Genomic DNA, 22782 nt, shown 5'->3' with positions numbered 1-22782 from the left:
CGCTGCTGTCAACACCTCTTTTTCTCCGCTTTCGATCGAGAAGATCGAAACGTTAATAGAGCCAAACAACACTGCTCTACCAACTCCTTCTGGGCTTCGATGAACTGAAGCGATCCGCTGTCGAATCTTGCGTAACCCTTTGTTTACCAAGGAGTTTTCCGTTTCGACTGCGCCGGAAGTGGGGGGAATTATAGACAGATATAATTCGCCGTCAACACTTAATTTCAGGATTAGTCCGATTTGAGCGTAATACGCGCAAATGCCTTCTTGCCAGCCTGGCAAACATGGGTCGCACCCAGCTGATATATAAAGGAGCGATCCACAACCTCACCATCAACTCGCACACCACCCGACCCCAAAAGATCACGCGCAACCGCCGAGTTCTTCACCAAGCCTGCCTTATTAAGGACAGCCGCGATTGGCATTGCCTCAGTCGCAGTCAGCTCGACCTCCGGCAGGTCGTCAGGCAACTCGCCCTCCTTCATACGATTGCCCGCAGCACGATGAGCACTGGCAGCAGCCTCCTCACCATGAAAGCGCGCAACGATCTCTTCGGCCAGCTTGATTTTCACGTCACGAGGGTTGGCCCCTGCTTCAACCTCAGCACGCAGTGCATTAATCTCATCCATCGAGCGGAAGCTCAACAGTTCGAAGTAGCGCCACATCAACGCATCAGGAATCGACACAAGCTTTCCGTACATCACACCCGGTGCTTCCTGGATGCCCACGTAATTGCCCAAGGACTTGGACATCTTCTTAACACCATCCAATCCCTCCAATAGAGGCATGGTCAGAATGCACTGAGCCTCCTGCCCATAAGCGCGCTGCAGCTCGCGCCCCATCAGGAGATTGAACTTCTGATCCGTACCACCCAGCTCAACGTCCGCGCGCAACGCTACCGAGTCGTACCCCTGAACCAGCGGATAGAGGAACTCGTGGATCGCGATCGGCTGATTGGTGGAGTAGCGCTTGTCGAAATCATCGCGCTCCAGCATGCGTGCCACGGTGTACTGGGAGGTCAGACGGATAAAGTCTGCCGGCCCCATCTGATCCATCCAAGTGGAGTTGAAGGCCACTTCGGTCTTGGCTGGGTCGAGAATCTTGAACACTTGGGTTTTGTAGGTCTCGGCATTGTCGAGAACCTGCTCGCGCGTCAACGGAGGGCGCGTCGCGCTCTTGCCACTGGGATCACCAATCATCCCGGTAAAATCACCTATAAGGAAGATCACCTGGTGCCCCAGCTCTTGGAACTGACGTAGCTTATTAATAAGCACGGTGTGCCCTAGGTGCAGATCAGGCGCCGTCGGATCAAAGCCGGCCTTGATACGCAGGGGCTGGCCGCGCTTGAGCTTTTCAATCAGCTCAGCTTCGACCAACAGTTCTTCCGCACCACGTTTTATCAGCGCTAGCTGCTCTTCAACCGACTTCATAACAGACCCGCAAGGCTCAGATTCAAAAGGGAACCAACCATACAAGATCAGGGACTAATTACAAGTTTTGCCCTGCGAACGGACACCGTTCAGCAAGCCCAGCGTTCGCGAGCTTGCGCCACAGATGATTTGGTTATATTTTATACAGTTATTTCATCTTCATCATGTCATTCATCTTTTCCATTTCATCTTTTCAAAGTCAAAATTACTTATGACCACTGAACCGTCTAAAGCGCCGCCGCTTTACCCGAAGACCCACCTGCTCGCCGCAAGTGGTATCGCCGCTCTTCTCAGCCTGGCACTCCTGGTATTCCCTTCCAGTGACGTGGAAGCCAAACGGACGTCTCTGAGCCTTGACTTGGAGACTCCGGCTGAACAACTGACACAAGATCAAGACGCTTCTGACGTTCAACAAGCCACAAATGCTCCCGTCGAATCACCCTTCGCTCAGATAGAAAGCTCTCCCGAGGACACTCAGCAAGCCGCTCAGAGCCAGCCCACGCCGGCTGCAACCCCTGCGAAAAACCCGCAACACCGCGAAGTGATCGTGTCTAAAGGTGACACGCTGTCTACCTTGTTCGAAAAGGTTGGCCTCCCGGCCGCATCCGTAACCGAAGTGCTTGCCAGCGATAAGCAAGCCAAGCAATTCACCCAGCTCAAACGTGGCCAGAAGCTTGAATTCGAACTGACCCCAGATGGCCAACTGAGCAACCTGCACACCAATCTCAGCGACCTGGAAAGCATTACGCTGACCAAGGGCGCCAAAGGCTATGCCTTCAATCGCATCACCACCAAGCCAGTGATGCGCTCCGCCTATGTTCACGGCGTGATCAACAGCTCGCTTTCGCAATCCGCCGCCCGCGCCGGCTTGTCACACAACATGACCATGGATATGGCCAACGTGTTTGGCTACGACATCGACTTCGCCCAGGACATCCGCCAGGGTGATGAATTCGACGTGATCTACGAGCAGAAAGTCGCCAACGGCAAAGTGGTCGGCACCGGCAACATTCTTTCCGCGCGCTTCACCAATCGCGGCAAAACCTACACCGCTGTGCGCTACACCAACAAACAAGGCAACACCAGCTACTACACCGCTGATGGCAACAGCATGCGCAAGGCCTTCATCCGTACCCCGGTAGACTTCGCGCGCATCAGCTCGCGCTTCTCCATGGGTCGTAAACATCCGATCCTGAACAAGATCCGCGCCCACAAAGGTGTCGACTATGCTGCCCCGCGCGGCACGCCGATCAAGGCTGCCGGCGATGGCAAGGTCTTGCTGGCCGGCCGTCGAGGCGGTTATGGCAACACCGTGATCATCCAGCACGGCAACACTTACCGCACGCTATATGGCCACATGCAAGGGTTCGCCAAAGGCGTGACGACTGGCGGCACCGTGAAGCAAGGCCAGGTGATCGGCTATATCGGCACCACCGGCCTATCCACTGGTCCGCACTTGCATTATGAATTCCAGGTCAACGGCGTTCACGTCGACCCACTGGGCCAGAAGCTGCCGATGGCCGACCCCATCGCCAAGGCCGAGCGCGCACGCTTCATGCAACAGAGCCAACCGCTGATGGCGCGCATGGATCAGGAGCGCTCTACCCTGCTGGCATCGGCGAAGCGCTAAGCGATGCCGCGCTATATTGGAGTGATGTCCGGAACCAGCCTGGATGGCCTGGACATCGCGCTGATCGAACAAGACTCGGCGATCAAGTTGATCGCCACTCACTACATCCCGATGCCAGATACGCTGCGCGCTGACCTCCTGAGCCTGTGCGCCAGCGGCCCAGACGAAATTGCCCGCTCGGCCATCGCCCAACAACACTGGGTAGCGCTCGCTGCCCAAGGCATTCATGCCTTGCTGGAGCAGCAGGCGCTCAAACCGACGGACATTCGCGCGATCGGCAGCCACGGCCAGACAATTCGCCACGAGCCTTCCCGCGGCTTTACGGTCCAGATCGGCAACCCAGCACTGCTCACTGAATTGACCGGAATCACCGTCGTCAGCGACTTCCGCAGCCGCGATGTGGCTGCGGGTGGCCAAGGCGCGCCGCTGGTACCGGCCTTCCATGAGGCACTGTTTGGCGAGCGCACTGGCAATCGCGCGGTGTTGAATGTGGGCGGGTTCAGCAACCTCAGCCTGATCGAGACCGACAAGCCCGTCGCGGGCTTCGACTGCGGACCAGGCAACGTACTGCTGGATGCGTGGATTCATTGGCAACGGGGCGAACACTTTGACCGTGATGGTCAGTGGGCCGCCAGCGGGAACGTTGAGCAGCAGTTGCTCAGCACACTGCTCAGCGATCCATTCTTCTTGACCAAGGGTCCGAAAAGCACCGGCCGTGAAGTATTCAATCTGGATTGGCTGCAACAACACCTTGCCCGCCTACCGACGTTCGCTCCCCAAGATGTCCAGGCAACCTTGCTGGAATTTACGTCGCTGACCATCGTCGAGTCTCTGCGAGCAGCACAAAGCCACACTGAAACCCTACTGGTCTGTGGCGGTGGCGCCCATAACACCACACTGATGAACCGCCTGGCCGATCTACTGCCCTCCACTCACGTCAGCACAACCGCTCCATACGGCGTTGACCCGGATTGGGTAGAAGCCATGGCATTTGCGTGGCTGGCACACTGCTGCCTGGAAGGTATCCCCGCTAACCGCCCAAGCGTCACCGGCGCGCGCGGGCTGAGAATACTCGGCGCGATCTATCCCGCCTGAACCCCAGACAGCAAAACGCCGCTTGGCCGATCAAAGCCAAGCGGCGTTTTTGTATGCGCTATCGATTAGATCGAGAACGAAGACCCGCAACCACAGGTGGTGGTGGCATTAGGGTTTTTGATCACAAAACGCGACCCTTCCAGACCTTCCTGATAGTCCACCTCAGCGCCAGCCAGGTACTGGAAGCTCATCGGATCGACGACCAGGCTTACACCCTCGCGCTCAACGATGGTGTCGTCATCGGCCACTTCCTCATCGAAGGTAAAACCGTATTGAAACCCTGAACAACCGCCGCCCGTAACGAATACGCGCAGCTTCAAGCGATCATTACCCTCTTCATCGACCAGGCTCTTCACCTTGTGCGCAGCACCGTGGGTGAATTGCAAAGCCGTGGGGGTGAAGGATTCAACGCTCATGCTGATAATCTCCCGGCGTCGCGCCGCCATATGCGTAATGGCGGGCATTATCCGCTTCTCCTAGAAAAGCGGTCAACTATTGTTACGGTATATCAATCTGCTCGGCAGGGCTTAAAAACACAAAAGGCCCGATCAACGGGCCTTTTGCAAAGCAACAGACGTCCTTACGGCAACATGCCCGCATGGGACAAGCCCAGCTTCTCATCTAGGCCAAACAGGATGTTCATGTTCTGTACTGCCTGGCCTGACGCGCCTTTGACCAAGTTATCAATCACCGACAGCACCACGACCAAGTCACCGTCCTGCGGGCGATGCACGGCGATCCGGCACACATTGGCACCACGTACGCTGCGGGTTTCCGGATGGCTGCCGGCTGGCATTACGTCGACGAACGGCTCATTGGCATAGCGTTTTTCAAACAGTGCCTGCAGGTCTACCGAACGATCGGTCACGGTCGCGTAGAGCGTGGAGTGGATACCACGGATCATGGGGGTCAAGTGCGGCACGAAGGTCAGCCCAACGTCCTTACCGGCAGCGCGACGCAGACCCTGACGGATTTCCGGCAAGTGACGATGCCCTTTTACCGCGTAGGCCTTCATGCTTTCCGACGTCTCGGAGTACAAAGAACCCACCGCGGCGCCGCGCCCGGCGCCACTGACACCTGATTTGCAATCAGCGATCAGGCGCGACGCATCCGCCAGGCCGGCTTCGAGCAACGGCAGGAACCCCAACTGAGTTGCGGTTGGATAGCAACCCGGCACGGCGATCAGACGCGCCTGCTTGATCTGCTCACGATTGACTTCCGGCAGACCGTATACCGCCTCTTCCAACAACTGCGGTGCGCCGTGAGGCTGACCGTACCACTTGGCCCATTCGTCGGCGTCCTGCAGACGGAAGTCCGCCGACAGATCGATGACCTTGGTCCCGGCAGCCAGCAACTCGCCGGCCAGTGCATGGGCGACGCCATGGGGTGTGGCGAAGAAAACCACATCGCAGGCGCCTAAGGTTTGGGTGTCCGGGACGCTGAACGCCAGGCCGTCGTAATGGCCGCGCAGGTTCGGGTACATATCCGCCACAGCCAGGCCCGCCTCGGATCGGGAGGTGATGACCACCACCTCAGCTTGCGGATGCTGAGCCAACAGACGCAGCAATTCGACACCGGTGTAACCCGTGCCGCCGACGATACCGACCTTGACCATAAACCTGCCCTCAACGAACCCACTGGAAAGCCGTCGATAATAGGGGCCGCATCGATCTGCGACAACCGCCAACGTGACGTATGGACGCATCTGCCACTACTATCCTCGCTACCGTGAACCTGGGAATAACTAAAAATGCTCTATCTATGGGTCAAAGCCTTCCACATCGTCAGCATCGTCTGCTGGTTTGCAGCGCTGTTCTACCTGCCACGCCTGTTCGTCTACCACGCTCAAAGCGAGGACACCATCAGCAAGGAACGCTTCAGCATCATGGAGCGCAAGCTGTACCGCGGTATCATGAATCCGGCGATGCTTGCCAGCCTTGTCTTCGGCATCTGGCTGATTGCGCTGAACCCCGGCATCTTCAGCACGGGCGGCTGGATTCACGCCAAGCTGACCCTGGTCGTGCTGCTGATCGGTTACCACCATATGTGCGGCGCTCAGGTAAAACGTTTTGCCCGTGGCGAAAACACCCGCAGCCATGTCTTTTATCGCTGGTTCAATGAAGTTCCAGTTCTGATATTGCTGGCTGTCGTAATTTTGGTGGTGGTCAAACCGTTCTAACGTCAATCAATCGGGGTACATCCAATGTCGCTGCCCGCTCTGCTCGAACAACGTCTGCGCCTACCCGTGGTGGCTGCGCCGATGTTTCTGATTTCCAACCCACAGCTGGTCCTGGCGTGTTGCCGCAACGGGATCGTCGGCAGCTTTCCGGCGCTCAACCAGCGTGAAAGCAGCGGTTTCAAAGCCTGGCTGAAAGAAATCGAAGCGGGTCTGGCGCAGTTGGATAGCCCCGCGCCCTATGCCGTCAACCTGATCGTGCATGGCAGCAACCCACGCCTTGAGGCCGACTTAGCGATCTGCGTCGCGCACAAAGTGCCGATCGTCATCACCAGCCTCGGCGCGGTCAAAGAGGTGGTGGACGCGGTGCACAGCTACGGCGGCCTGGTGTTTCATGACGTCACTACCCGGCGGCACGCCGAAAAAGCCGCCGAAGCCGGCGTGGATGGCCTGATCGCCGTGGCCGCCGGCGCCGGTGGTCATGCCGGGACCTGGAGCCCGTTCGCGCTGATCGCCGAGATCCGTCAATTCTTCGATAAAACCGTACTGCTGGCAGGCTGCCTCAACCACGGGCATGAGATTCTCGCTGCTCAAATCATGGGCGCAGACCTGGCCTATCTGGGCACCCGTTTTATCGGCACCACCGAAAGCCACGCTCCGGATGCGTATAAAGAGATGCTGCTCACATCGCGCGCCGCTGACATCGTGCACACTCCCGCTGTCTCCGGCGTGCCTGCAAGCTTTATGCGCCAGAGCCTGGAAAACGCCGGTTTCGACTTAAATGCGTTGCAAGGCAAAGGTGAAGTCAACTTTGGCTCCAAGCTCAAACCGTTGAACGACGAAGCCAAGGCCTGGAAGACTGTTTGGTCCGCCGGCCAAGGTGTCGGTGAGATTGATGATTTACCCAGCGTCGATGAACTCGTTGCCCGCCTGAATGCCGAATACCGCGAGGCGCAAACACAGGCGACACAGTTACACTGGCCACGCTGAACAACCCTGCAAGGCCCGCGAATTGGCACGGGCCTGCACTCCCCTAATGTTTGAATGACAAGGATGCCCGCATGAGCGACAACCGTTTCAAGATTGTGTTTGATGGAGCCTTGCTCCCGGGTGTCGAAAGCACCACGGCCAAGCTGAACCTGGCCGAATTGTTCAAAAGTGACGTAGAGGCCATCGAAAAACTCTTCACCGGCCGCACCGTCGCGCTCAAACGCGACCTGTCCCGGCCAGACGCCGAAACCTACCTGACCGCGCTGAAAAACGCCGGGGTCGATGCACGCATCGAAGCCGAGCAGCCGGTGGCCTTCAGTCTCGCCGAAACCCACGAAACGGATTCCGGCTCCACCGATTTCTCCAGCCCCGCCGCATCACCGTACGCGCCGCCACGGGCTGCCGTGGGTGACAACCTGCCGGAATATGCCACCCTCAAAGTGTTCACCATCAATGGGCGCATCGGTCGCCTGCGGTACCTGGCATGGACGCTGGTACTTACCGTCGCAATGCTTGTGGCAGCCGGCATCCTGAGCACCGTGGGTTTTGCCGTGGCGACTGCCTCGCCGACTATCGCCATCATCCTCGGCTCGCTGCTGGGTTTCGCACTGTTCGTGGCGCTGGTCGTCGTGAGCGTGCAGATCGGCGTGCAGCGCTTGCACGACCTGGGCTGGTCCGGCTGGTTGTATTTGCTTAACCTCGTTCCGCTGGTCAACAGCATTTTCCCGCTGCTACTGCTGGTATTGCCGGGTAACACAGGCGCCAACCAATACGGCGCGCCTCCGCCGCGCAACTCCACCGCGGTCAAAGTCCTGGCTTCGCTGTGGCTGGCGTTTATCCCTTTGATGTTGATCATCGTGGTCGGCCTGGGGATGAACGGCTATCTCGATCAACTCGAAAGCAACGTGGACAGCAGCTACGAAAGCAGCTCCATGACGTACGACGAGGACGCCGACCAGAGCGGTACCGTCGAGGAAGAAGACACGCAAAGTGCTGACGAAGCGGCCGACCCTGTAGACTCTCCAGATCAGTAAAGAAACGCCCCGTGTCGGTGATGCCCCAATCACCGGCACGGGACGTTGCGATGGAGAAACGCATGACCCGTTACGCTCTGATCACCGGTGCCTCCAGTGGCATTGGCCTGGCTTTGGCCGAAGCATTGGCCCGCCGCGGTCGCAGCTTGATTCTGGTGGCCCGCCAGCGTGATCAGTTGGAAAGCATTGCAATCGAATTGACTCAACGCTTTGGCGTAGAGGTGCTGTTTCGCGCCTGTGACCTGGGCGAGCCGCTACGTTTATCCGGGTTTCTGCTGGAGCTTGAAGAAGGCGAGCGGCAGATCGATCTGCTGGTGAACTGCGCCGGCATCGGTACCAGCGGGCCGTTTCTGGCTCAGGACTGGATGACCGAGCAGGATCTGATCGAAGTCAACATCCTAGCCCTGACCCGCATGTGTCATGCCTTGGGGAATGCCATGGCGTTACAGGGCGGCGGGCAGATTCTCAACGTCGCCTCGATTGCGGCTTTTCAGCCAGGCCCGTGGATGAGCAGTTATTACGCCAGCAAGGCGTATGTGCTGCATTTTTCCGAGGGCCTGCGCGAAGAGCTGAAAAGCTGCGGCATCAAGGTCTCGGTGCTGTGCCCGGGGCCGACGCGCACCGCGTTTTTCGGCACGGCAAACATGGACGCCGCCAAGCTCGAACGCAGTGACCAGTTGATGAGCCCGGAGGAAGTGGCGCTCTACACCGTACGCGCGCTGGAAAAGAACAAAGCCATCATTATTCCCGGGCGACGCAACCGCTGGCTGGCATTCAGCCCTCGATTCAGCCCGCGCTGGCTGACCCGCAAGATCGCCGGCGCAATCAATAAGGCCTATTGCCCCCGCTGAGCGCCTGAGTACACTCAACCTGCCTTTTCATCATGGAGAAACCGCTGTGGATACTCTGTTCACCAAGATCATCAACAGAGAAATACCCGCGAAGATCATCTACGAAGATGATCAAGTCCTCGCTTTCCACGACATCGCCCCGCAGGCACCGGTGCATTTTCTGGTGATTCCGAAAAAGCCTATCCGTACGTTGAACGACCTCACCGAGGCCGATAAAGGTCTGGCCGGCCATATCCTGTTCACTGCCCAGCGCCTGGCCCTGGAGCTGGGTTGCGAAGAAGGTTTCCGCGTGGTCATGAATTGCAATGAGATGGGCGGACAAACGGTTTATCACATCCATATGCACGTACTGGGTCAGCGCCAGATGAACTGGCCGCCGGGCTGATCGCCCGATAAGCCGGGGTCAAGTCTCAAGGCTGCGACCCCATGCCCTTGACGCAGCGCAAACGCGCCCCTCTCTCTTGCGGTAAACTGGCCGCCGAGATTCTTCCCGGAGGTCAGCATGACTACCCAACGTCACTACTCGCCGATTGACCGTCTGTTGCTGCAAGCCGATACGGCCATGCGCACGCTGCTGCCCTTCAGCGGCCAACCTTACCGCCCATCGCCCGCCCTGCTGCAGCCCGATGTGCAGATGAACGAGGCCGACACCCGTCACGTCGCCGGTTTGATGCGCATCAACCATACCGGCGAAGTGTGTGCCCAGGCGCTGTATCAGGGGCAGGCCCTGACCGCCAAGCTGCCGCAAGTGCGCGCGGCCATGGAACATGCGGCAGAGGAGGAAATCGACCACCTGGCGTGGTGCGAACAGCGCATCCGTCAACTGGGCAGCCACCCGAGCGTGCTGAACCCGCTGTTCTACGGTTTATCGTTTGGCATCGGCGCCGTGGCGGGCCTGGTCAGCGACAAGGTCAGCCTCGGTTTCGTCGCGGCCACGGAACATCAGGTGTGCAAGCACCTGGACGAGCATCTGGAACAACTGCCCAGTGAAGACGAAAAGTCCCGCGCCATTCTTGAACAGATGCGCGTCGACGAAGAACACCACGCCGAAAGCGCACTGGACGCGGGCGGCTTCCGCTTCCCGGCACCGGTACGCTTCGGCATGAGCCTGCTGGCCAAGGTCATGACCAAAAGCACGTACCGCATCTGACCCAAACGGCAGACGCAAAAAAGGGCGCTTTCAAAGCGCCCTTTTCTTTGGTCGACGGGTTATCAACCCAACTCGACGATTTCGTAATCATGGGTAATGGCCACACCGGCCGCGCCCAACATGATCGACGCCGAGCAGTATTTCTCCGCCGACAATTCGATGGCACGTTTGACCTGAGCCTCTTTCAACCCCCGGCCTTTCACCACGAAGTGCATATGGATCTTGGTGAAGACCTTCGGATCTTCGCTGGCGCGCTCGGCGTCCAGGAAGGCTTCGCAGCTTTCCACGGCCTGACGGGATTTTTTCAGGATGCTGACCACATCGAAATTGCTGCAACCACCTACACCCAGCAGGAGCATTTCCATCGGGCGTACACCCAGGTTACGGCCACCGGCTTCCGGCGGGCCATCCATGACCACCACATGGCCACTGCCCGACTCACCGAGGAACATGGCTTCGCCCGCCCATTGTATGCGTGCCTTCATCGCCCAGACTCCACTGCTTAAAAAGGGCCGCCAGCTTAGCACAGGGGCCGATCACGGCAGTGCATCCCATGAAAGTGAATCGATAACAGGGTTTGCTCGGTAAATTCCCTAATCGAGTCAGAATGTGTCTGTTAAGCTGGCGTCAAATCGATGGCTCATTGCCACACTTTATCCAGCTTGTCTCTGTGCCGATACGCTGCATACAACAACGCCAACCCCTTTGCGACGCCTTTTCGGGATACAACCATGGTTGCCCTTACTCCCATACCCAAGATCAAGAACATCGACAAGTTGCTGATGCACTGCCAACGCCGACGTTATCCGGCCAAGCACAACATCATCTGTGCCGGCGAGCGTTCCGAAACGCTGTTCTTTATCGTCAAGGGCTCCGTCACCATCCTGATCGAGGATGAAGATGGCCGGGAAATGATCATTGCCTACCTCAACACCGGGGACTTTTTCGGCGAACTGGGCCTGTTCGAACAAGCCGGCAAGGAACAGGAACGCAGCGCCTGGGTGCGCGCGAAGGTGGAATGCGACGTGGCGGAGATCAGTTACGCTAAATTCCGCGAACTGGCGCAACACGATCCCGATATTCTTTACGCCCTCAGCGGCCAGATTGCCCAACGCCTGCGCGACACCACGCGCAAGGTCGGCGACTTGGCGTTCTTCGACGTCACCGGGCGCGTGGCCCGTTGCCTGCTGGAGTTGTGCAAGCAGCCGGATGCCATGACCCACCCCGATGGCATGCAAATTAAAGTCACGCGCCAGGAAATCGGGCGCATTGTCGGTTGTTCGAGGGAAATGGTCGGTCGCGTACTCAAGGACTTGGAAGAACGCAACCTGGTGCACGTTAAAGGCAAGACGATGGTGGTGTTCGGCACTCGCTAGACCGGCATAAAGCTGGCCAGCATCTGACGGTACAGCGTATCCAATCGACTAATGGCATCCGGCGCAGGGAACGCCTCATGCAAGGCGATGTGACGGTCGGCACGGACTCGCTGCTCCAGACCGCAGGCTTGGTTGAAGCGATTGACCGCCGCGATCAGTTCTTCGCGATCGTTTTCCAGTAACAACGCCCCATGCACCAACCCTACCGGGCGGCCGCCGCTCTGACGCCACCGTTGGGCGGTGCCGACCATTTTGCGGCCATTGAGGTTGACGTTGTAACGACCGTCGCAGAAGGCACCTTCGATTTCCCCGACGGAGGCGTCGCCGCCCAACTCCATCAACAGATCGCAGATCGGCTGGCACAAACGCTGGTAACCGGTCTCGATGCGATTCTGATCGCCTTCGCTACGTGGCGGTGCATAGACCAGCGCAATGTTGACCGTAGCGCTGGTCTGCGGCACCGGTTCGCCGCCAGTTTCGCGCAAGAGCACCGGCCAACCGGCATCCGCAGACACGCGACTGGCGACATCGAAAGCAGGCAATCTGCTCAAGCGGCGTGGCATCACCAATGCCTGATCGCTGGGCTGCCAGAACAACAACCCAAACGGCTGCTCACCCGCGCAAACGGCGGCCAATAAGGCTTGCTCCGCGGCAAGACCTGCTTCAACACGCATCGACACTGGCTGGATCAACGAGCACCTACCTATCTGAACAAACACAAACCCAAATGTGAGAGGGGGCTTGCCCCCGATAGCGGGATGTCAGTCAAGGATGCTCCCACTGAATCGCCGCCATCGGGGGCAAGCCCCCTCTCCCCACTTTGATCGCGTTTCAAATCAATCGAGAGTGGAACCGCTGACCGGTACACCGCGCTCCGGGAAGAACAAGCGCTGCAACTCCGCCCCTGGATTCTCAGCGCGCATGAACGCCTCGCCGACCAGAAACGAGTACACATTGCTGATTTCCATCAGTTCCACATCAGCGCGGTTGAGGATGCCGCTTTCGGTCACCACCAAACGGTCGCGCGGAATACGCGGCAGCAGGTCGAGGGTGGTTTCCAGGCTGACGTCAAAAGTATGCAGGTTACGGTTGTTGACCCCCACCAGCGGTGTGTCGAGGGTTTTCAACGCACGCTCCAGCTCATCGCCATCGTGCACTTCCACCAGCACATCCAGGCCGACGCTTTTGGCCACGGCAGCCAGTTCGGCCATCTTCACGTCATCCAGCGCGGAAACGATCAACAGCACACAGTCGGCGCCCAAGGCACGGGCTTCGACGATCTGGTACGGGTCGACCATGAAATCCTTGCGGATCACTGGCAACTTGCATGCGGCACGAGCCTGTTGCAGGAACAGGTCGGCGCCTTGGAAGTAGTCGATATCGGTGAGCACGGACAGGCATGTCGCCCCGCCCTTTTCGTAGCTGACGGCGATCTCGGCAGGCACGAAGTGCTCACGGATCACGCCTTTGCTCGGCGAGGCTTTTTTGATCTCGGCGATCACCGCAGGCTGCTTCTTTTTGGCCTGATCGATCAAAGCCTTGGCGAACCCGCGCGGCGCATCCGCAGCTTTCGCTTGGGTCTCCAGTTCAGCCAGGCTGACACGGGCGCGGCGCTCGGCGACTTCTTCTGCCTTGCGGGCCAGGATCTTTTCCAGAACGGTCGGCACGCTCATCCTTCATTCTCCATCTTGAATACGGCAGTGAATGCTCCCAGCTCTTCGAGCTTCTCGCGAGCCAGACCGGTGTGCAGTGCATCGTGGGCCAATTCGACACCTTCCTTAAGACTATAGGCATGGTCTGCTGCGTAAAGTGCCGCGCCAGCATTCAGAACAATCATCTCCGCAGCCTTTTGGCCGTTTTCGGTCTTACGACGCCCCAAAGCATCACGAATCAGTTCCAACGATGCCGCCGGGCTTTCCACCGCCAGGCCGTGCAGGCTCTGGCTCTTCATGCCCAAGTCTTCAGGCTCGACCCAATATTCGGTGACTTGATCATTCTTGAGCTCGGCGACAAAGGTCGGCGCCGCCAGGCTGAACTCGTCCAGGCCATCCTTGGAATGCACCACCAGCACATGCTTGCTGCCCAAGCGCTGCAGCACTTCTGCCAATGGCCGGCACAACGCTTGGCTGAACACCCCAACCACCTGATGCTTTACACCGGCCGGATTCGTAAGCGGGCCGAGCATGTTGAAGAGTGTGCGCAGGCCCAGGTCTTTACGTGGGCCTGCGGCGTGCTTCATCGCACCGTGGTGGGACTGGGCAAACATAAAGCCGATGCCGACGCTGTCGATGCAGCGCGCCACTTGTACCGGGGTCAGGTTCAGGTAGATCCCGGCCGCTTCGAGCAAGTCGGCGCTGCCGCTCTTGCCGGACACCGCACGGTTGCCGTGCTTGGCCACAGTGCAACCCGCCGCCGCCACGACAAAAGACGAAGCCGTCGATACGTTGAAAATATTCGCGCCGTCACCACCGGTGCCGACCACATCCACCACGCCGTCGAGGGTCTTGAGTTCGACCTTGTCCGCCAGCTCGCGCATCACCGACACGGCACCGACGATCTCGTCGATGCTCTCGCTCTTCATGCGCATGGCCATCATAAAGGCGCCGATCTGCGCGTCGGTGCATTGACCGGTCATGATCTCACGCATCACATCGCTCATTTCAGCGGTGCTCAGGTCCAGATGGCCGACGATACGGCTCAGGGCAGTCTTGATATCCATGGAAAGTCCTTAGCGCGTGCCGCCGCTTTGCTTGAGAAAGTTAGCGAACAGCTCGTAGCCCTGCTCGGTGAGGATCGACTCGGGATGGAATTGCACCCCTTCGACATTCAGTGTTTTGTGGCGCAGCCCCATGATCTCGTCGACGGAGCCGTCTTCCAGCTGGGTCCAGGCGGTCAGTTCCAGGCACTCCGGCAAAGTCTCGCGTTTGACTACCAGTGAATGGTAGCGGGTGACCGTCACCGGCAGGTTCAGGCCCTGAAAAACCCCCACATTGTTATGAAACACCGGGCTGGTCTTGCCGTGCATTACCTGGCGCGCGCGCACCACATCACCGCCAAAGGCCTGGCCGATGGACTGGTGCCCCAGGCACACGCCCAGGATCGGCAGCTTGCCGGCGAAATACTTAATCGCTTCGAGGGAAATACCCGCCTCGGTCGGCGTGCAAGGGCCTGGCGAAACCACGATGCGTTCGGGGTTCAGCGCGGCGATTTCAGCCACGGTCAGTTCGTCGTTGCGCACCACCTTGACCTCGGCACCCAGCTCGCCCAGGTACTGCACCACGTTGTAGGTAAAGGAGTCGTAGTTATCAATCATCAGCAACATGGGGAAACCTCAGGAATTGGGGGTCTGTTCGGCCAGCGCCACAGCGCGGAACATTGCGCGGCGCTTGTTCAGGGTTTCTTCCCATTCGAGGGCCGGCACCGAGTCGGCGACGATTCCGCCACCGGCCTGTACATGCAGCTCCCCGTCCTTGATCACTGCGGTGCGGATCGCAATCGCGGTGTCCATGTTGCCGTTCCAGGCGAAATAGCCGACCGCGCCGCCGTACACGCCGCGTTTGACCGGTTCCAACTCGTCGATGATTTCCATCGCACGGATCTTCGGCGCCCCCGATAACGTACCTGCCGGCAGAATCGCCCGCAGTGCGTCCATCGCGGTCAGCCCGGCTTTCAACTCGCCGGTAACGTTGGACACGATGTGCATCACGTTGGAATAGCGCTCGATCACCATCTTCTCGGTGAGTTTGACCGAACCGATTTCCGAGACGCGCCCGGTGTCGTTGCGGCCCAGGTCGATCAGCATCAGGTGCTCGGCGATTTCCTTGTCGTCGCTCAGCAGGTCTTCTTCCAGGGCCAGATCCGCTTCTTCGGTCGCGCCGCGCGGGCGCGTGCCGGCAATCGGGCGCACGGTGATCAGGTTGTCTTCGACGCGCACCAGCACCTCCGGCGAACTGCCCACCACGTGGAAGTCACCGAAGTTGAAGAAGTACATGTACGGCGTCGGGTTGAAGCAGCGCAGCGCGCGATACAGATCGATCGGCGCCGCCTTGAAGTCGATGGACATGCGCTGCGACGGCACTACCTGCATGCAGTCACCGGCGAGGATGTATTCCTTGATGGTATCGACCGCACGCTCGTAGTCATACTGGGTGAAACTGGAGCGGAACACCGGGTCGGCCGCCGGTGGACGGCTGAGGTCCAGGCCGCGACGCGGGGTGATCGGCTGCCGCAGCTTTTCCAGCAGGGCTTCGAGGCTGGCCAGGCCTTGCTCGAACGCGTCCGCCTGGGCCGGGTCGGCGAGGACAATGGCGTGCATCTTGCCGGCGAGGTTATCGAACACCACCACTGCGTCGGAGACCATCAGCAGAATGTCCGGCACGCCCAAAGGATCGGGGTTTGGGCACTTGCCCAGGCGTTGCTCCACATAGCGCACGCAGTCGTAGCCGAAATACCCCACCAGGCCACCGTTGAAACGCGGCAGGCCGGCGATGGTCGGCACGTTATAGCGCGCCTTGAACGCTTCGACGAAGGCCAACGGGTCTTCTACGTCGTGACTTTCGACCTCGACGCCATCGTGGGTAATGCTGATGTGATGGTCGTAAACCCGCAGCACAGTGCGGCACGGCAGGCCGATGATCGAGTAACGGCCCCATTTCTCGCCGCCCTGCACCGACTCCAACAGATAGGAGTTGGGGGCGTCGGCCAGTTTCAGGTAGATCGACAGCGGCGTATCGAAGTCGGCCAGGGTTTCGCAGGCCAGGGGGATGCGGTTATAGCCGGCAGCGGCCAAACGCAGGAATTCTTCACGGATCATGAGGTGCCTCGTGGTGTGAGGGTCTAACAGTCAGGTAGGCAAACGTGCCGCACAGGTGCGGCCAGGATCAGTCAGGCGCGCCAACGCCAGCGGGCCAGGGCCTTGATGACTTTCATCCAGAGTTTGCGAGTGACCACCACGATGGAATTTCCAGAAGGGGACGGATCGATGTCGGGCAACGTTATCTCAGCGCCCGCTCCCAAGCAACCGGGGATTAGCAGTCGCAGGTCATCGATCACCAATGTCGGCGATTCTTCGGCAATCGGCCGACCATGGTTATAGCCGTAACTGAGTGCCACACACTGCACGCCGGCCGCCTTGGCCGCCAGCACGTCATTGCGCGAATCGCCGACGAACAATGACTGGGAGGCTGGGATATTGGCCATTTTCATCACGAAAAACAGCGCCGCTGGGTCGGGTTTTTTCTGTGGCAAGGTATCGCCGCCGATGATCCAGCGGAAATAACGACCGATTTTCATCTGGTCCAACAATGGCGCAACAAAGCGCTCCGGCTTGTTGGTGATCAGGGCCATTTCCACGCCCTGTTTGCTCAACCATTTGAGGGTGTCTCGCACGCCGGGGTAGACCACCGTAAGTTCGTGGCTGCCTTCATAGGCTTCGTTGAACAATTCCAGTGCCCGCTCGGCCTCGACCTCATCGACACCTTCGGCATCGATGTGATTGGCCAGGGCGCGGCGCACGAGCATCTGCGCGCCGTTGCCGACCCATTCGCGCACAGCCTCAATGCCCACCGGCTTGCGCCCCAGTTTGAGCAGCATGTGGTCCACCGCCGCTGCCAGGTCGGGCACCGAATCGATCAACGTACCGTCCAGATCGAACATCACCAGCCGTGGCAATTTGCCGGGGAACAACTGCTCAAAGCCGCTCATGGACGCGCCAGCGCCAGTTCAGCGCGCATCTTGGCGATAACTTCCTGATAGTCCGGGGCATTGAAGATCGCCGAGCCGGCCACAAAGGTGTCAGCGCCGGCAGCGGCGATTTCGCGAATGTTATTGACGTTCACCCCACCGTCGATTTCCAGGCGGATATCACGGCCGGAGGCGTCGATCAGTGCACGGGCTTCGCGCAGCTTGTCGAGGGTGCCAGGGATGAACTTCTGCCCGCCGAAGCCTGGGTTGACGCTCATCAGCAACACCATATCGACCTTGTCCATCACGTACTTGAGCACGTCCAGCGGCGTCGCCGGGTTGAACACCAGGCCAGCCTTGCAGCCGCCTTCGCGGATCAGTTGCAAGGTGCGGTCGACGTGCAGCGAGGCTTCCGGGTGGAAGGTGATGTAAGTGGCGCCGGCTTCAACGAAGTCGCCGATGATGCGATCCACCGGGCTGACCATCAGGTGCGCGTCGATAGGCGCGGTGATGCCGTACTTGCGCAACGCCGCGCAGACCATCGGCCCGATGGTCAGGTTGGGCACATAGTGGTTGTCCATAACATCGAAATGGACGAAGTCGGCGCCGGCGGCCAGTACCTTGTCCACTTCTTCGCCCAGGCGGGCGAAGTCGGCGGAGAGAATCGATGGAGCAATGACGAAGGGCTGCATGACGCACCTTTTCTGAGCTAAATCACGATGGCGCGCATTGTATACCTCATGCTTTGTCCCGCGCACCGTGACCTGGCTCAATGGCTAGTAGGCGGCCCGGTAGATTTTCTCGATGTCAGCCGCGCTGAGCTTGCGCGGGTTGTTGCGCATCAAGCGCTCAATACCTGCCGCCTCCGCAGCCATGGCAGGGATGGCATCTTCGGTTACCCCGAAACTGCGCAGCCCGGAGGGGATCTCCACATCGGCGCACAGGCGCGTCATCGCCTCGACGGCCTGATCGGCGGCAGCGTTGACACTCAAGCCGGCCACATTCACGCCCATGGCCTCGGCGATGTCGCGCATGCGTTCGACACACGCCAATTTATTCCACTGCATCACGTAGGGCAGCAGCAACGAATTACTCACGCCGTGACCGACGTTGTAGCGCCCACCCAGCGGGTACGCCAAGGCATGCACCGCGCCCACGCCGGCGTTACCAAAGGCCATGCCGGCCATCAGGCTGGCGGTGGCCATGTCGTCACGAGCCTTCAGGTCAACCGGATTGGCGTAGGCCTTGGGCAACGCGTTGACGATCAGCTTGATCGCGCCAATGGCCAGGGCATCGGTGATCGGCGAGGCATTGAGCGACAAGTAGGATTCGATCGCGTGCACCAGCGCGTCCACGCCACTGGCGGCGGTGACGCTGCGCGGGCAGGTCAGGGTCATTTGCGGGCTGATCAGTGCGACATCCGGCAATAGGTAATCGCTGACGATGCCTTTTTTCAACTGGGCAGCCTTGTCGGAGAGGATCGCCACATTGGTCACCTCCGAGCCGGTGCCGGCGGTGGTGGGAATCGCGATCAGCGGCGGGCCTTTGCGCGGCACTTGGTCAACACCGAACAAATCCTCCAGCGCGCCGTGGTAACCGGCATAAGCGGCCACGCTCTTGGCAATGTCGATGGCGCTGCCACCGCCCACGCCGATCAAACCGTCGTGCCCGCCGTCGCGGTACGCCTGCATGCAGTCTTCGACAATGGCGATTTCCGGGTCGGGTTTTACGCGGTCGAAAATCTCATAGCTGCGCCCGCCCAAATGCTCCAGAGCCAGGGCCACCGTGCCGGACTGAACCAGTGCGGCATCGGTGACAATCAGTGGGTTATCCACATCCAGGCGCGTCAGCTCGGCGGCCAGTTGCTCGATGGCACCGGCGCCGGTCAGCAGTTTGTGGGCGATCTTGAATGAGGAAGTACTCATGTGCGCGGCCTCTTTTTGATGGATGGGCTGGCACAAGAGTAGCTGACTGAAACAGGTTGTCTTTCATTCAGCGGCTGAATGGTCACAGAACCTATGTGGGAGGAGGCGTGTCCCTTCCCACATAGGTTCTGCGCTGGACTTTACACCTGAGCAGTACGCAGTTTTTCACTGCGCCCGCGCAGCCATTCCAGGGTCAGCAGCAACAATACCGAGAACGCAATCAACAACGTCGCCGCCGCGGCAATGGTGGGGCTGAGGTTTTCGCGGATGCCGCTGAACATCTGGCGCGGCAAGGTCGCTTGCTCGGGGCCGGCGAGGAACAGCGTCACCACCACCTCATCGAACGAAGTGGCGAACGCGAACAGCGCTCCGGAAATTACCCCCGGCGCAATCAGCGGCAACGTCACCCGACGGAATGCGGTCAACGGCGACGCCCCCAGGCTGGCCGCCGCCCGCACCAGGTTATGGTTGAAGCCCTGCAAAGTGGCCGACACGGTGATGATCACGAACGGCACACCCAACACCGCATGCACCACGATCAGCGAGAAGAAGCTATTGCCCAGGCCCAGCGGCGCGAAGAACAGGTAGCTGGCCACGCCGATGATCACCACCGGCACGACCATCGGCGAAATCACCAAAGCCATCACCAGCGCCTTACCGGGGAAGTCGCCGCGGGTCAGGCCGATGGCCGCCAAGGTGCCGAAGACCATGGCCAGCACCGTGGCCGCCGGGGCGACGATGATGCTGTTTTTCAGGGCGCGCATCCACTCCGCCGAGGCGAAGAAATCTTGGTACCAGTGCAGAGAGAAGCCTTGCAGCGGGTACACCAGAAAGCTGCCGCTGTTGAACGACAGGGGGATGATCACCAGCACTGGCAGTATCAGAAACAGCAGGATCAGGCCGCAGAGAATCCGCAAGCTGTAAAACCACACCCGTTCCACCGGTGACATATAAGGGCTCAGCATCGCAAGGTCTCCTTAGCTCAGGCGCAGGCGGCTGGCGCCGACCAGCCGGTTGTAGATCAGGTACAGCAATACGGTCGCCAGCAGCAGCAAGCCGCCCAGTGCCGTGGCCATGCCCCAGTTGATGCTGGTGTTGGTGTAGAAGGCCACGAAGTAGCTGACCATCTGGTCGTTCGGGCTGCCCAGCAGCGCCGGGGTGATGTAGTAACCAATCGCCAGAATGAACACCAGCAGGCAACCGGCGCCGACGCCGGCGTAGGTCTGCGGGAAGTACACGCGCCAGAAACTGGTGAACGGGTGGCAGCCCAGGGAAATCGCCGCGCGCATGTAGGTTGGCGAGATCCCCTTCATCACGCTGTAGATCGGCAGGATCATGAACGGCAGCAGAATGTGCACCATGGAGATGTAGACCCCAGTGCGGTTGAACACCAACTCCAGGGGTTTATCGATCAGCCCCATGCTCAGCAGGGCGCTGTTGATCAGCCCGCCGGATTGCAGCAGCACGATCCACGCCGCCACCCGCACCAGGATCGAGGTCCAGAACGGCAACAGCACCAGAATCATCAACAAGTTACTTTTGCGTGCCGGCAGATTGGCCAGCAGGTACGCCAGCGGGTACGCCAGCAGTAAGCAGATGGCGGTGATCACCAGGCCCATCCAGAACGTACGGGCGAAGATATCCAGGTAGATCGCCTGATCCGGGGTGGCCGGAGCCACTTCGCCGAGGTCATCGATGCGGTGATCCACCGCCGCTAGCAGATAGAACGGCGTAAAGCTGTTGGTGTTGCGCCGGATCGCCTGCCAGTACGCCGGGTCGCCCCAGCGCTCGTCGAGGTTTTCCAACGCCTCTTTATAAGACCCGGGCACTTCGGTAAACGGCAGCGCCCGTGCGGTTTTGGTCAGCAGGCTGCGATAGCCGGCCAGTTCCATGTTCAAGCGTTTGGACAGATCGCCCAGGGTCTGATTTTTGCGCGCTTCGCCCAAATCTTCGCTGAGTGCCTGATACACCGGTTCGCCCGGCAGACCACGCCCATCCCAGGTTTTCACCGCCACCACGGTCCGCGGCAAACCGCCTACCACTTCTGGGTTACCGACGCTTTTGTAGAGCAATGCGACGATTGGCACCAGAAACACCAACAGCAGGAACAGCACCAGCGGCGCAATCAACGCTTGGGCTTTCCAGCGATTGAGCCGCTCGGCACGCGCCAGGCGCTGCTTGAGGGTGGGGCTGTTGACCTCGTTCGAGGGAACGGCGATGGCCATGGCTGACTCCGAATCTTGAAAATGAATGCAATCTTTCACACACAAGAAATCCCTTGCGGGAGGGGGCTTGCCCCCGATGGCAGAGGTTCAGTCAACACATGTATCGACTGGGTCGCCATCATCGGGGGCAAGCCCCCTCCCACAGGGTTATGCGGTGTTACTTCGCAGCCCAGGAGTTGAAACGCTGTTCGAGCTGCTCACCGTTATCAGCCCAGAAGCTCACGTCAATCTGCACCTGGTTGGCGATGTTTTCCGGGGTGGTCGGCATGTCCTTGAGGATGTCCTTGGCCAGCAGCGGTACGGCTTGGGTGTTGGCTGGGCCGTAGGCAATGTTTTCCGAGTAGGTCTTCTGCTGCTGCGGCGCAACCGAGAAGGCGATGAATTTTTTCGCCGCTTCGGCGCGGTCCTTGGCCAGGCCTTTTGGAATGGCCCAGGCGTCGAAGTCGTAGATACCGCCGTTCCACACCACTTTCAGGTTGCTTTCTTTCTGCACGGCGGCGATACGACCGTTGTAGGCCGAGCTCATCACTACGTCACCAGAGGCCAGGTACTGCGGCGGTTGCGCGCCGGCTTCCCACCACTGGATCGACGGTTTGAGTTCATCGAGCTTTTTGAACGCACGGTCCTGGCCATCTTTGCCGGCCAGCACTTTGTAGACGTCTTTGGGTGCGACGCCGTCGGCCATCAATGCAAATTCCAAGGTGTACTTGGCGCCTTTGCGCAGGCCGCGCTTGCCCGGGAATTTCTTGGTGTCCCAGAAATCCGCCCAGCTGGTTGGCGCGGAGGCCAGTTTGTCAGCGTTGTAGGCCAACACCGTCGACCAAACGAAGAAGCCCACGCCGCACGGCTGGATCGCGCCCTTCACGTAGTTCGCGCTGTCGCCGAACAGTTTCGGGTCCAGTGGCTCGAACATGTCTTCGTCGCAACCGCGGGACAGTTCCGGCGACTCCACTTCCACCAGGTCCCAGGACACGCTCTTGGTGTCGACCATGGCTTTGACCTTGGCCATCTCACCGTTGTACTCACCGGCGACGATCTTGCCGTTGCCCGCGCTTTCCCACGGTGCATAGAAGGCCTTGACCTGTGCCGCCTTGTTCGCGCCGCCAAATGACACGACGGTCAGGTCCGGGCCGGCCATGGCGTGCGTTGCGCCCATCAAGCCAATTGCCAGGGCCGAATACTTCAGGGATCTCAACATTGTTGTTCTCTCCACGTGCA

Annotated in this window: 24 protein-coding genes; 9 read left to right on the top strand and 15 right to left on the bottom strand. The window is 59.5% G+C overall.

Annotated features, from left to right (window positions below):
• Positions 1-230 precede the first annotated feature (230 nt).
• Entirely contained in the window at positions 231-1430 is a 1200-nt protein-coding gene (gene tyrS, locus ACFZPT_RS18980; protein ID WP_034101026.1) for a tyrosine--tRNA ligase, read from the bottom strand.
• 211 nt (positions 1431-1641) lie between these two features.
• Here tyrS and ACFZPT_RS18975 point away from each other — a divergent pair, with 211 nt between their 5' ends.
• On the top strand, positions 1642-3060 hold the full coding sequence (locus ACFZPT_RS18975; RefSeq protein WP_034101027.1) for a peptidoglycan DD-metalloendopeptidase family protein: 1419 nt from the start codon (positions 1642-1644) through the stop codon (positions 3058-3060).
• 3 nt (positions 3061-3063) lie between these two features.
• Positions 3064-4155 carry an anhydro-N-acetylmuramic acid kinase gene (locus tag ACFZPT_RS18970; protein WP_034115261.1) on the top strand — a complete coding sequence of 364 codons (1092 nt, stop codon included), beginning with the start codon at positions 3064-3066 and terminating at the stop codon, positions 4153-4155.
• 65 nt (positions 4156-4220) lie between these two features.
• Here the strand turns inward: ACFZPT_RS18970 and erpA are convergent, their stop codons facing one another.
• Positions 4221-4571 (bottom strand): iron-sulfur cluster insertion protein ErpA, encoded by a 351-nt coding sequence (erpA, locus tag ACFZPT_RS18965; protein ID WP_007906865.1) that lies wholly within the window; start codon positions 4569-4571, stop codon positions 4221-4223.
• Positions 4572-4735: 164 nt separating this feature from the next.
• Positions 4736-5770, bottom strand: coding sequence for an N-acetyl-gamma-glutamyl-phosphate reductase (argC, locus tag ACFZPT_RS18960; protein ID WP_034115262.1), 1035 nt, complete (start codon positions 5768-5770; stop codon positions 4736-4738).
• A 135-nt stretch (positions 5771-5905) separates the two neighbouring features.
• Here argC and hemJ point away from each other — a divergent pair, with 135 nt between their 5' ends.
• From hemJ to coq7, 6 genes are all read left to right on the top strand, one after another.
• On the top strand, positions 5906-6334 hold the full coding sequence (gene hemJ / locus ACFZPT_RS18955; protein ID WP_034101032.1) for a protoporphyrinogen oxidase HemJ: 429 nt from the start codon (positions 5906-5908) through the stop codon (positions 6332-6334).
• 24 nt (positions 6335-6358) lie between these two features.
• Positions 6359-7321, top strand: coding sequence for a nitronate monooxygenase family protein (locus ACFZPT_RS18950; RefSeq protein WP_034115263.1), 963 nt, complete (start codon positions 6359-6361; stop codon positions 7319-7321).
• A gap of 71 nt (positions 7322-7392) precedes the next feature.
• Positions 7393-8355, top strand: coding sequence for a DUF805 domain-containing protein (locus tag ACFZPT_RS18945; protein ID WP_034101035.1), 963 nt, complete (start codon positions 7393-7395; stop codon positions 8353-8355).
• A gap of 62 nt (positions 8356-8417) precedes the next feature.
• A complete protein-coding gene (locus ACFZPT_RS18940; RefSeq protein WP_034101036.1) occupies positions 8418-9206 on the top strand; it encodes an SDR family oxidoreductase in 789 nt (262 codons plus the stop codon).
• Positions 9207-9252: 46 nt separating this feature from the next.
• Positions 9253-9591: a histidine triad nucleotide-binding protein gene (locus ACFZPT_RS18935; protein WP_034101037.1), complete on the top strand. Its 339-nt coding sequence runs from the start codon at positions 9253-9255 to the stop codon at positions 9589-9591.
• A gap of 117 nt (positions 9592-9708) precedes the next feature.
• A complete protein-coding gene (coq7, locus tag ACFZPT_RS18930) occupies positions 9709-10356 on the top strand; it encodes a 2-polyprenyl-3-methyl-6-methoxy-1,4-benzoquinone monooxygenase (RefSeq protein WP_034115264.1) in 648 nt (215 codons plus the stop codon).
• Between the two features lie 62 nt (positions 10357-10418).
• On the opposite strand, the gene ACFZPT_RS18925 is transcribed toward coq7, so the two are convergent.
• Positions 10419-10841 (bottom strand): OsmC family protein, encoded by a 423-nt coding sequence (locus tag ACFZPT_RS18925; RefSeq protein WP_034101039.1) that lies wholly within the window; start codon positions 10839-10841, stop codon positions 10419-10421.
• Positions 10842-11087: 246 nt separating this feature from the next.
• On the opposite strand from ACFZPT_RS18925, the gene crp reads away from it, so the two are divergent.
• Positions 11088-11732, top strand: coding sequence for a cAMP-activated global transcriptional regulator CRP (gene crp / locus ACFZPT_RS18920; protein WP_034101041.1), 645 nt, complete (start codon positions 11088-11090; stop codon positions 11730-11732).
• Here crp and ACFZPT_RS18915 read toward each other — a convergent pair.
• From ACFZPT_RS18915 to ACFZPT_RS18865, 11 genes are all read right to left on the bottom strand, one after another.
• Positions 11729-12424: a lipoate--protein ligase family protein gene (locus tag ACFZPT_RS18915; protein ID WP_034115265.1), complete on the bottom strand. Its 696-nt coding sequence runs from the start codon at positions 12422-12424 to the stop codon at positions 11729-11731. The genes crp and ACFZPT_RS18915 overlap by 4 nt on opposite strands.
• Positions 12425-12568: 144 nt before the next feature.
• A complete protein-coding gene (gene trpC, locus ACFZPT_RS18910) occupies positions 12569-13405 on the bottom strand; it encodes an indole-3-glycerol phosphate synthase TrpC (RefSeq protein WP_034115266.1) in 837 nt (278 codons plus the stop codon).
• Positions 13402-14451, bottom strand: a complete 1050-nt coding sequence (gene trpD, locus ACFZPT_RS18905) for an anthranilate phosphoribosyltransferase (RefSeq protein WP_034115267.1) — start codon at positions 14449-14451, stop codon at positions 13402-13404. Before trpD ends, trpC begins: the two co-directional genes overlap by 4 nt.
• Before the next feature lie 9 nt (positions 14452-14460).
• Positions 14461-15054: an aminodeoxychorismate/anthranilate synthase component II gene (locus ACFZPT_RS18900; protein ID WP_034101046.1), complete on the bottom strand. Its 594-nt coding sequence runs from the start codon at positions 15052-15054 to the stop codon at positions 14461-14463.
• Between the two features lie 9 nt (positions 15055-15063).
• Complete coding sequence (gene trpE, locus ACFZPT_RS18895) at positions 15064-16545, bottom strand: anthranilate synthase component I (RefSeq protein ID WP_034115268.1); 1482 nt, start codon at positions 16543-16545, stop codon at positions 15064-15066.
• A 71-nt stretch (positions 16546-16616) separates the two neighbouring features.
• Entirely contained in the window at positions 16617-17435 is an 819-nt protein-coding gene (locus ACFZPT_RS18890) for a phosphoglycolate phosphatase (protein ID WP_034115269.1), read from the bottom strand.
• Positions 17432-18106, bottom strand: coding sequence for a ribulose-phosphate 3-epimerase (rpe, locus tag ACFZPT_RS18885; RefSeq protein ID WP_034101050.1), 675 nt, complete (start codon positions 18104-18106; stop codon positions 17432-17434). Before rpe ends, ACFZPT_RS18890 begins: the two co-directional genes overlap by 4 nt.
• 84 nt (positions 18107-18190) lie before the next feature.
• On the bottom strand, positions 18191-19339 hold the full coding sequence (locus ACFZPT_RS18880) for an iron-containing alcohol dehydrogenase (RefSeq protein ID WP_034101051.1): 1149 nt from the start codon (positions 19337-19339) through the stop codon (positions 18191-18193).
• Positions 19340-19479: 140 nt separating this feature from the next.
• On the bottom strand, positions 19480-20304 hold the full coding sequence (locus ACFZPT_RS18875) for an ABC transporter permease (protein WP_034115270.1): 825 nt from the start codon (positions 20302-20304) through the stop codon (positions 19480-19482).
• A gap of 12 nt (positions 20305-20316) precedes the next feature.
• On the bottom strand, positions 20317-21564 hold the full coding sequence (locus ACFZPT_RS18870) for an ABC transporter permease (RefSeq protein ID WP_034101053.1): 1248 nt from the start codon (positions 21562-21564) through the stop codon (positions 20317-20319).
• Positions 21565-21721: 157 nt separating this feature from the next.
• Positions 21722-22762, bottom strand: a complete 1041-nt coding sequence (locus ACFZPT_RS18865; RefSeq protein WP_034101055.1) for an ABC transporter substrate-binding protein — start codon at positions 22760-22762, stop codon at positions 21722-21724.
• Positions 22763-22782 lie beyond the last annotated feature (20 nt).

The organism is Pseudomonas sp. MD330_10 (assembly GCF_042610415.1).
Classification (GTDB): domain Bacteria; phylum Pseudomonadota; class Gammaproteobacteria; order Pseudomonadales; family Pseudomonadaceae; genus Aquipseudomonas; species Aquipseudomonas rhodesiae.
This window is presented reverse-complemented; position numbering and strand designations above follow the sequence as displayed.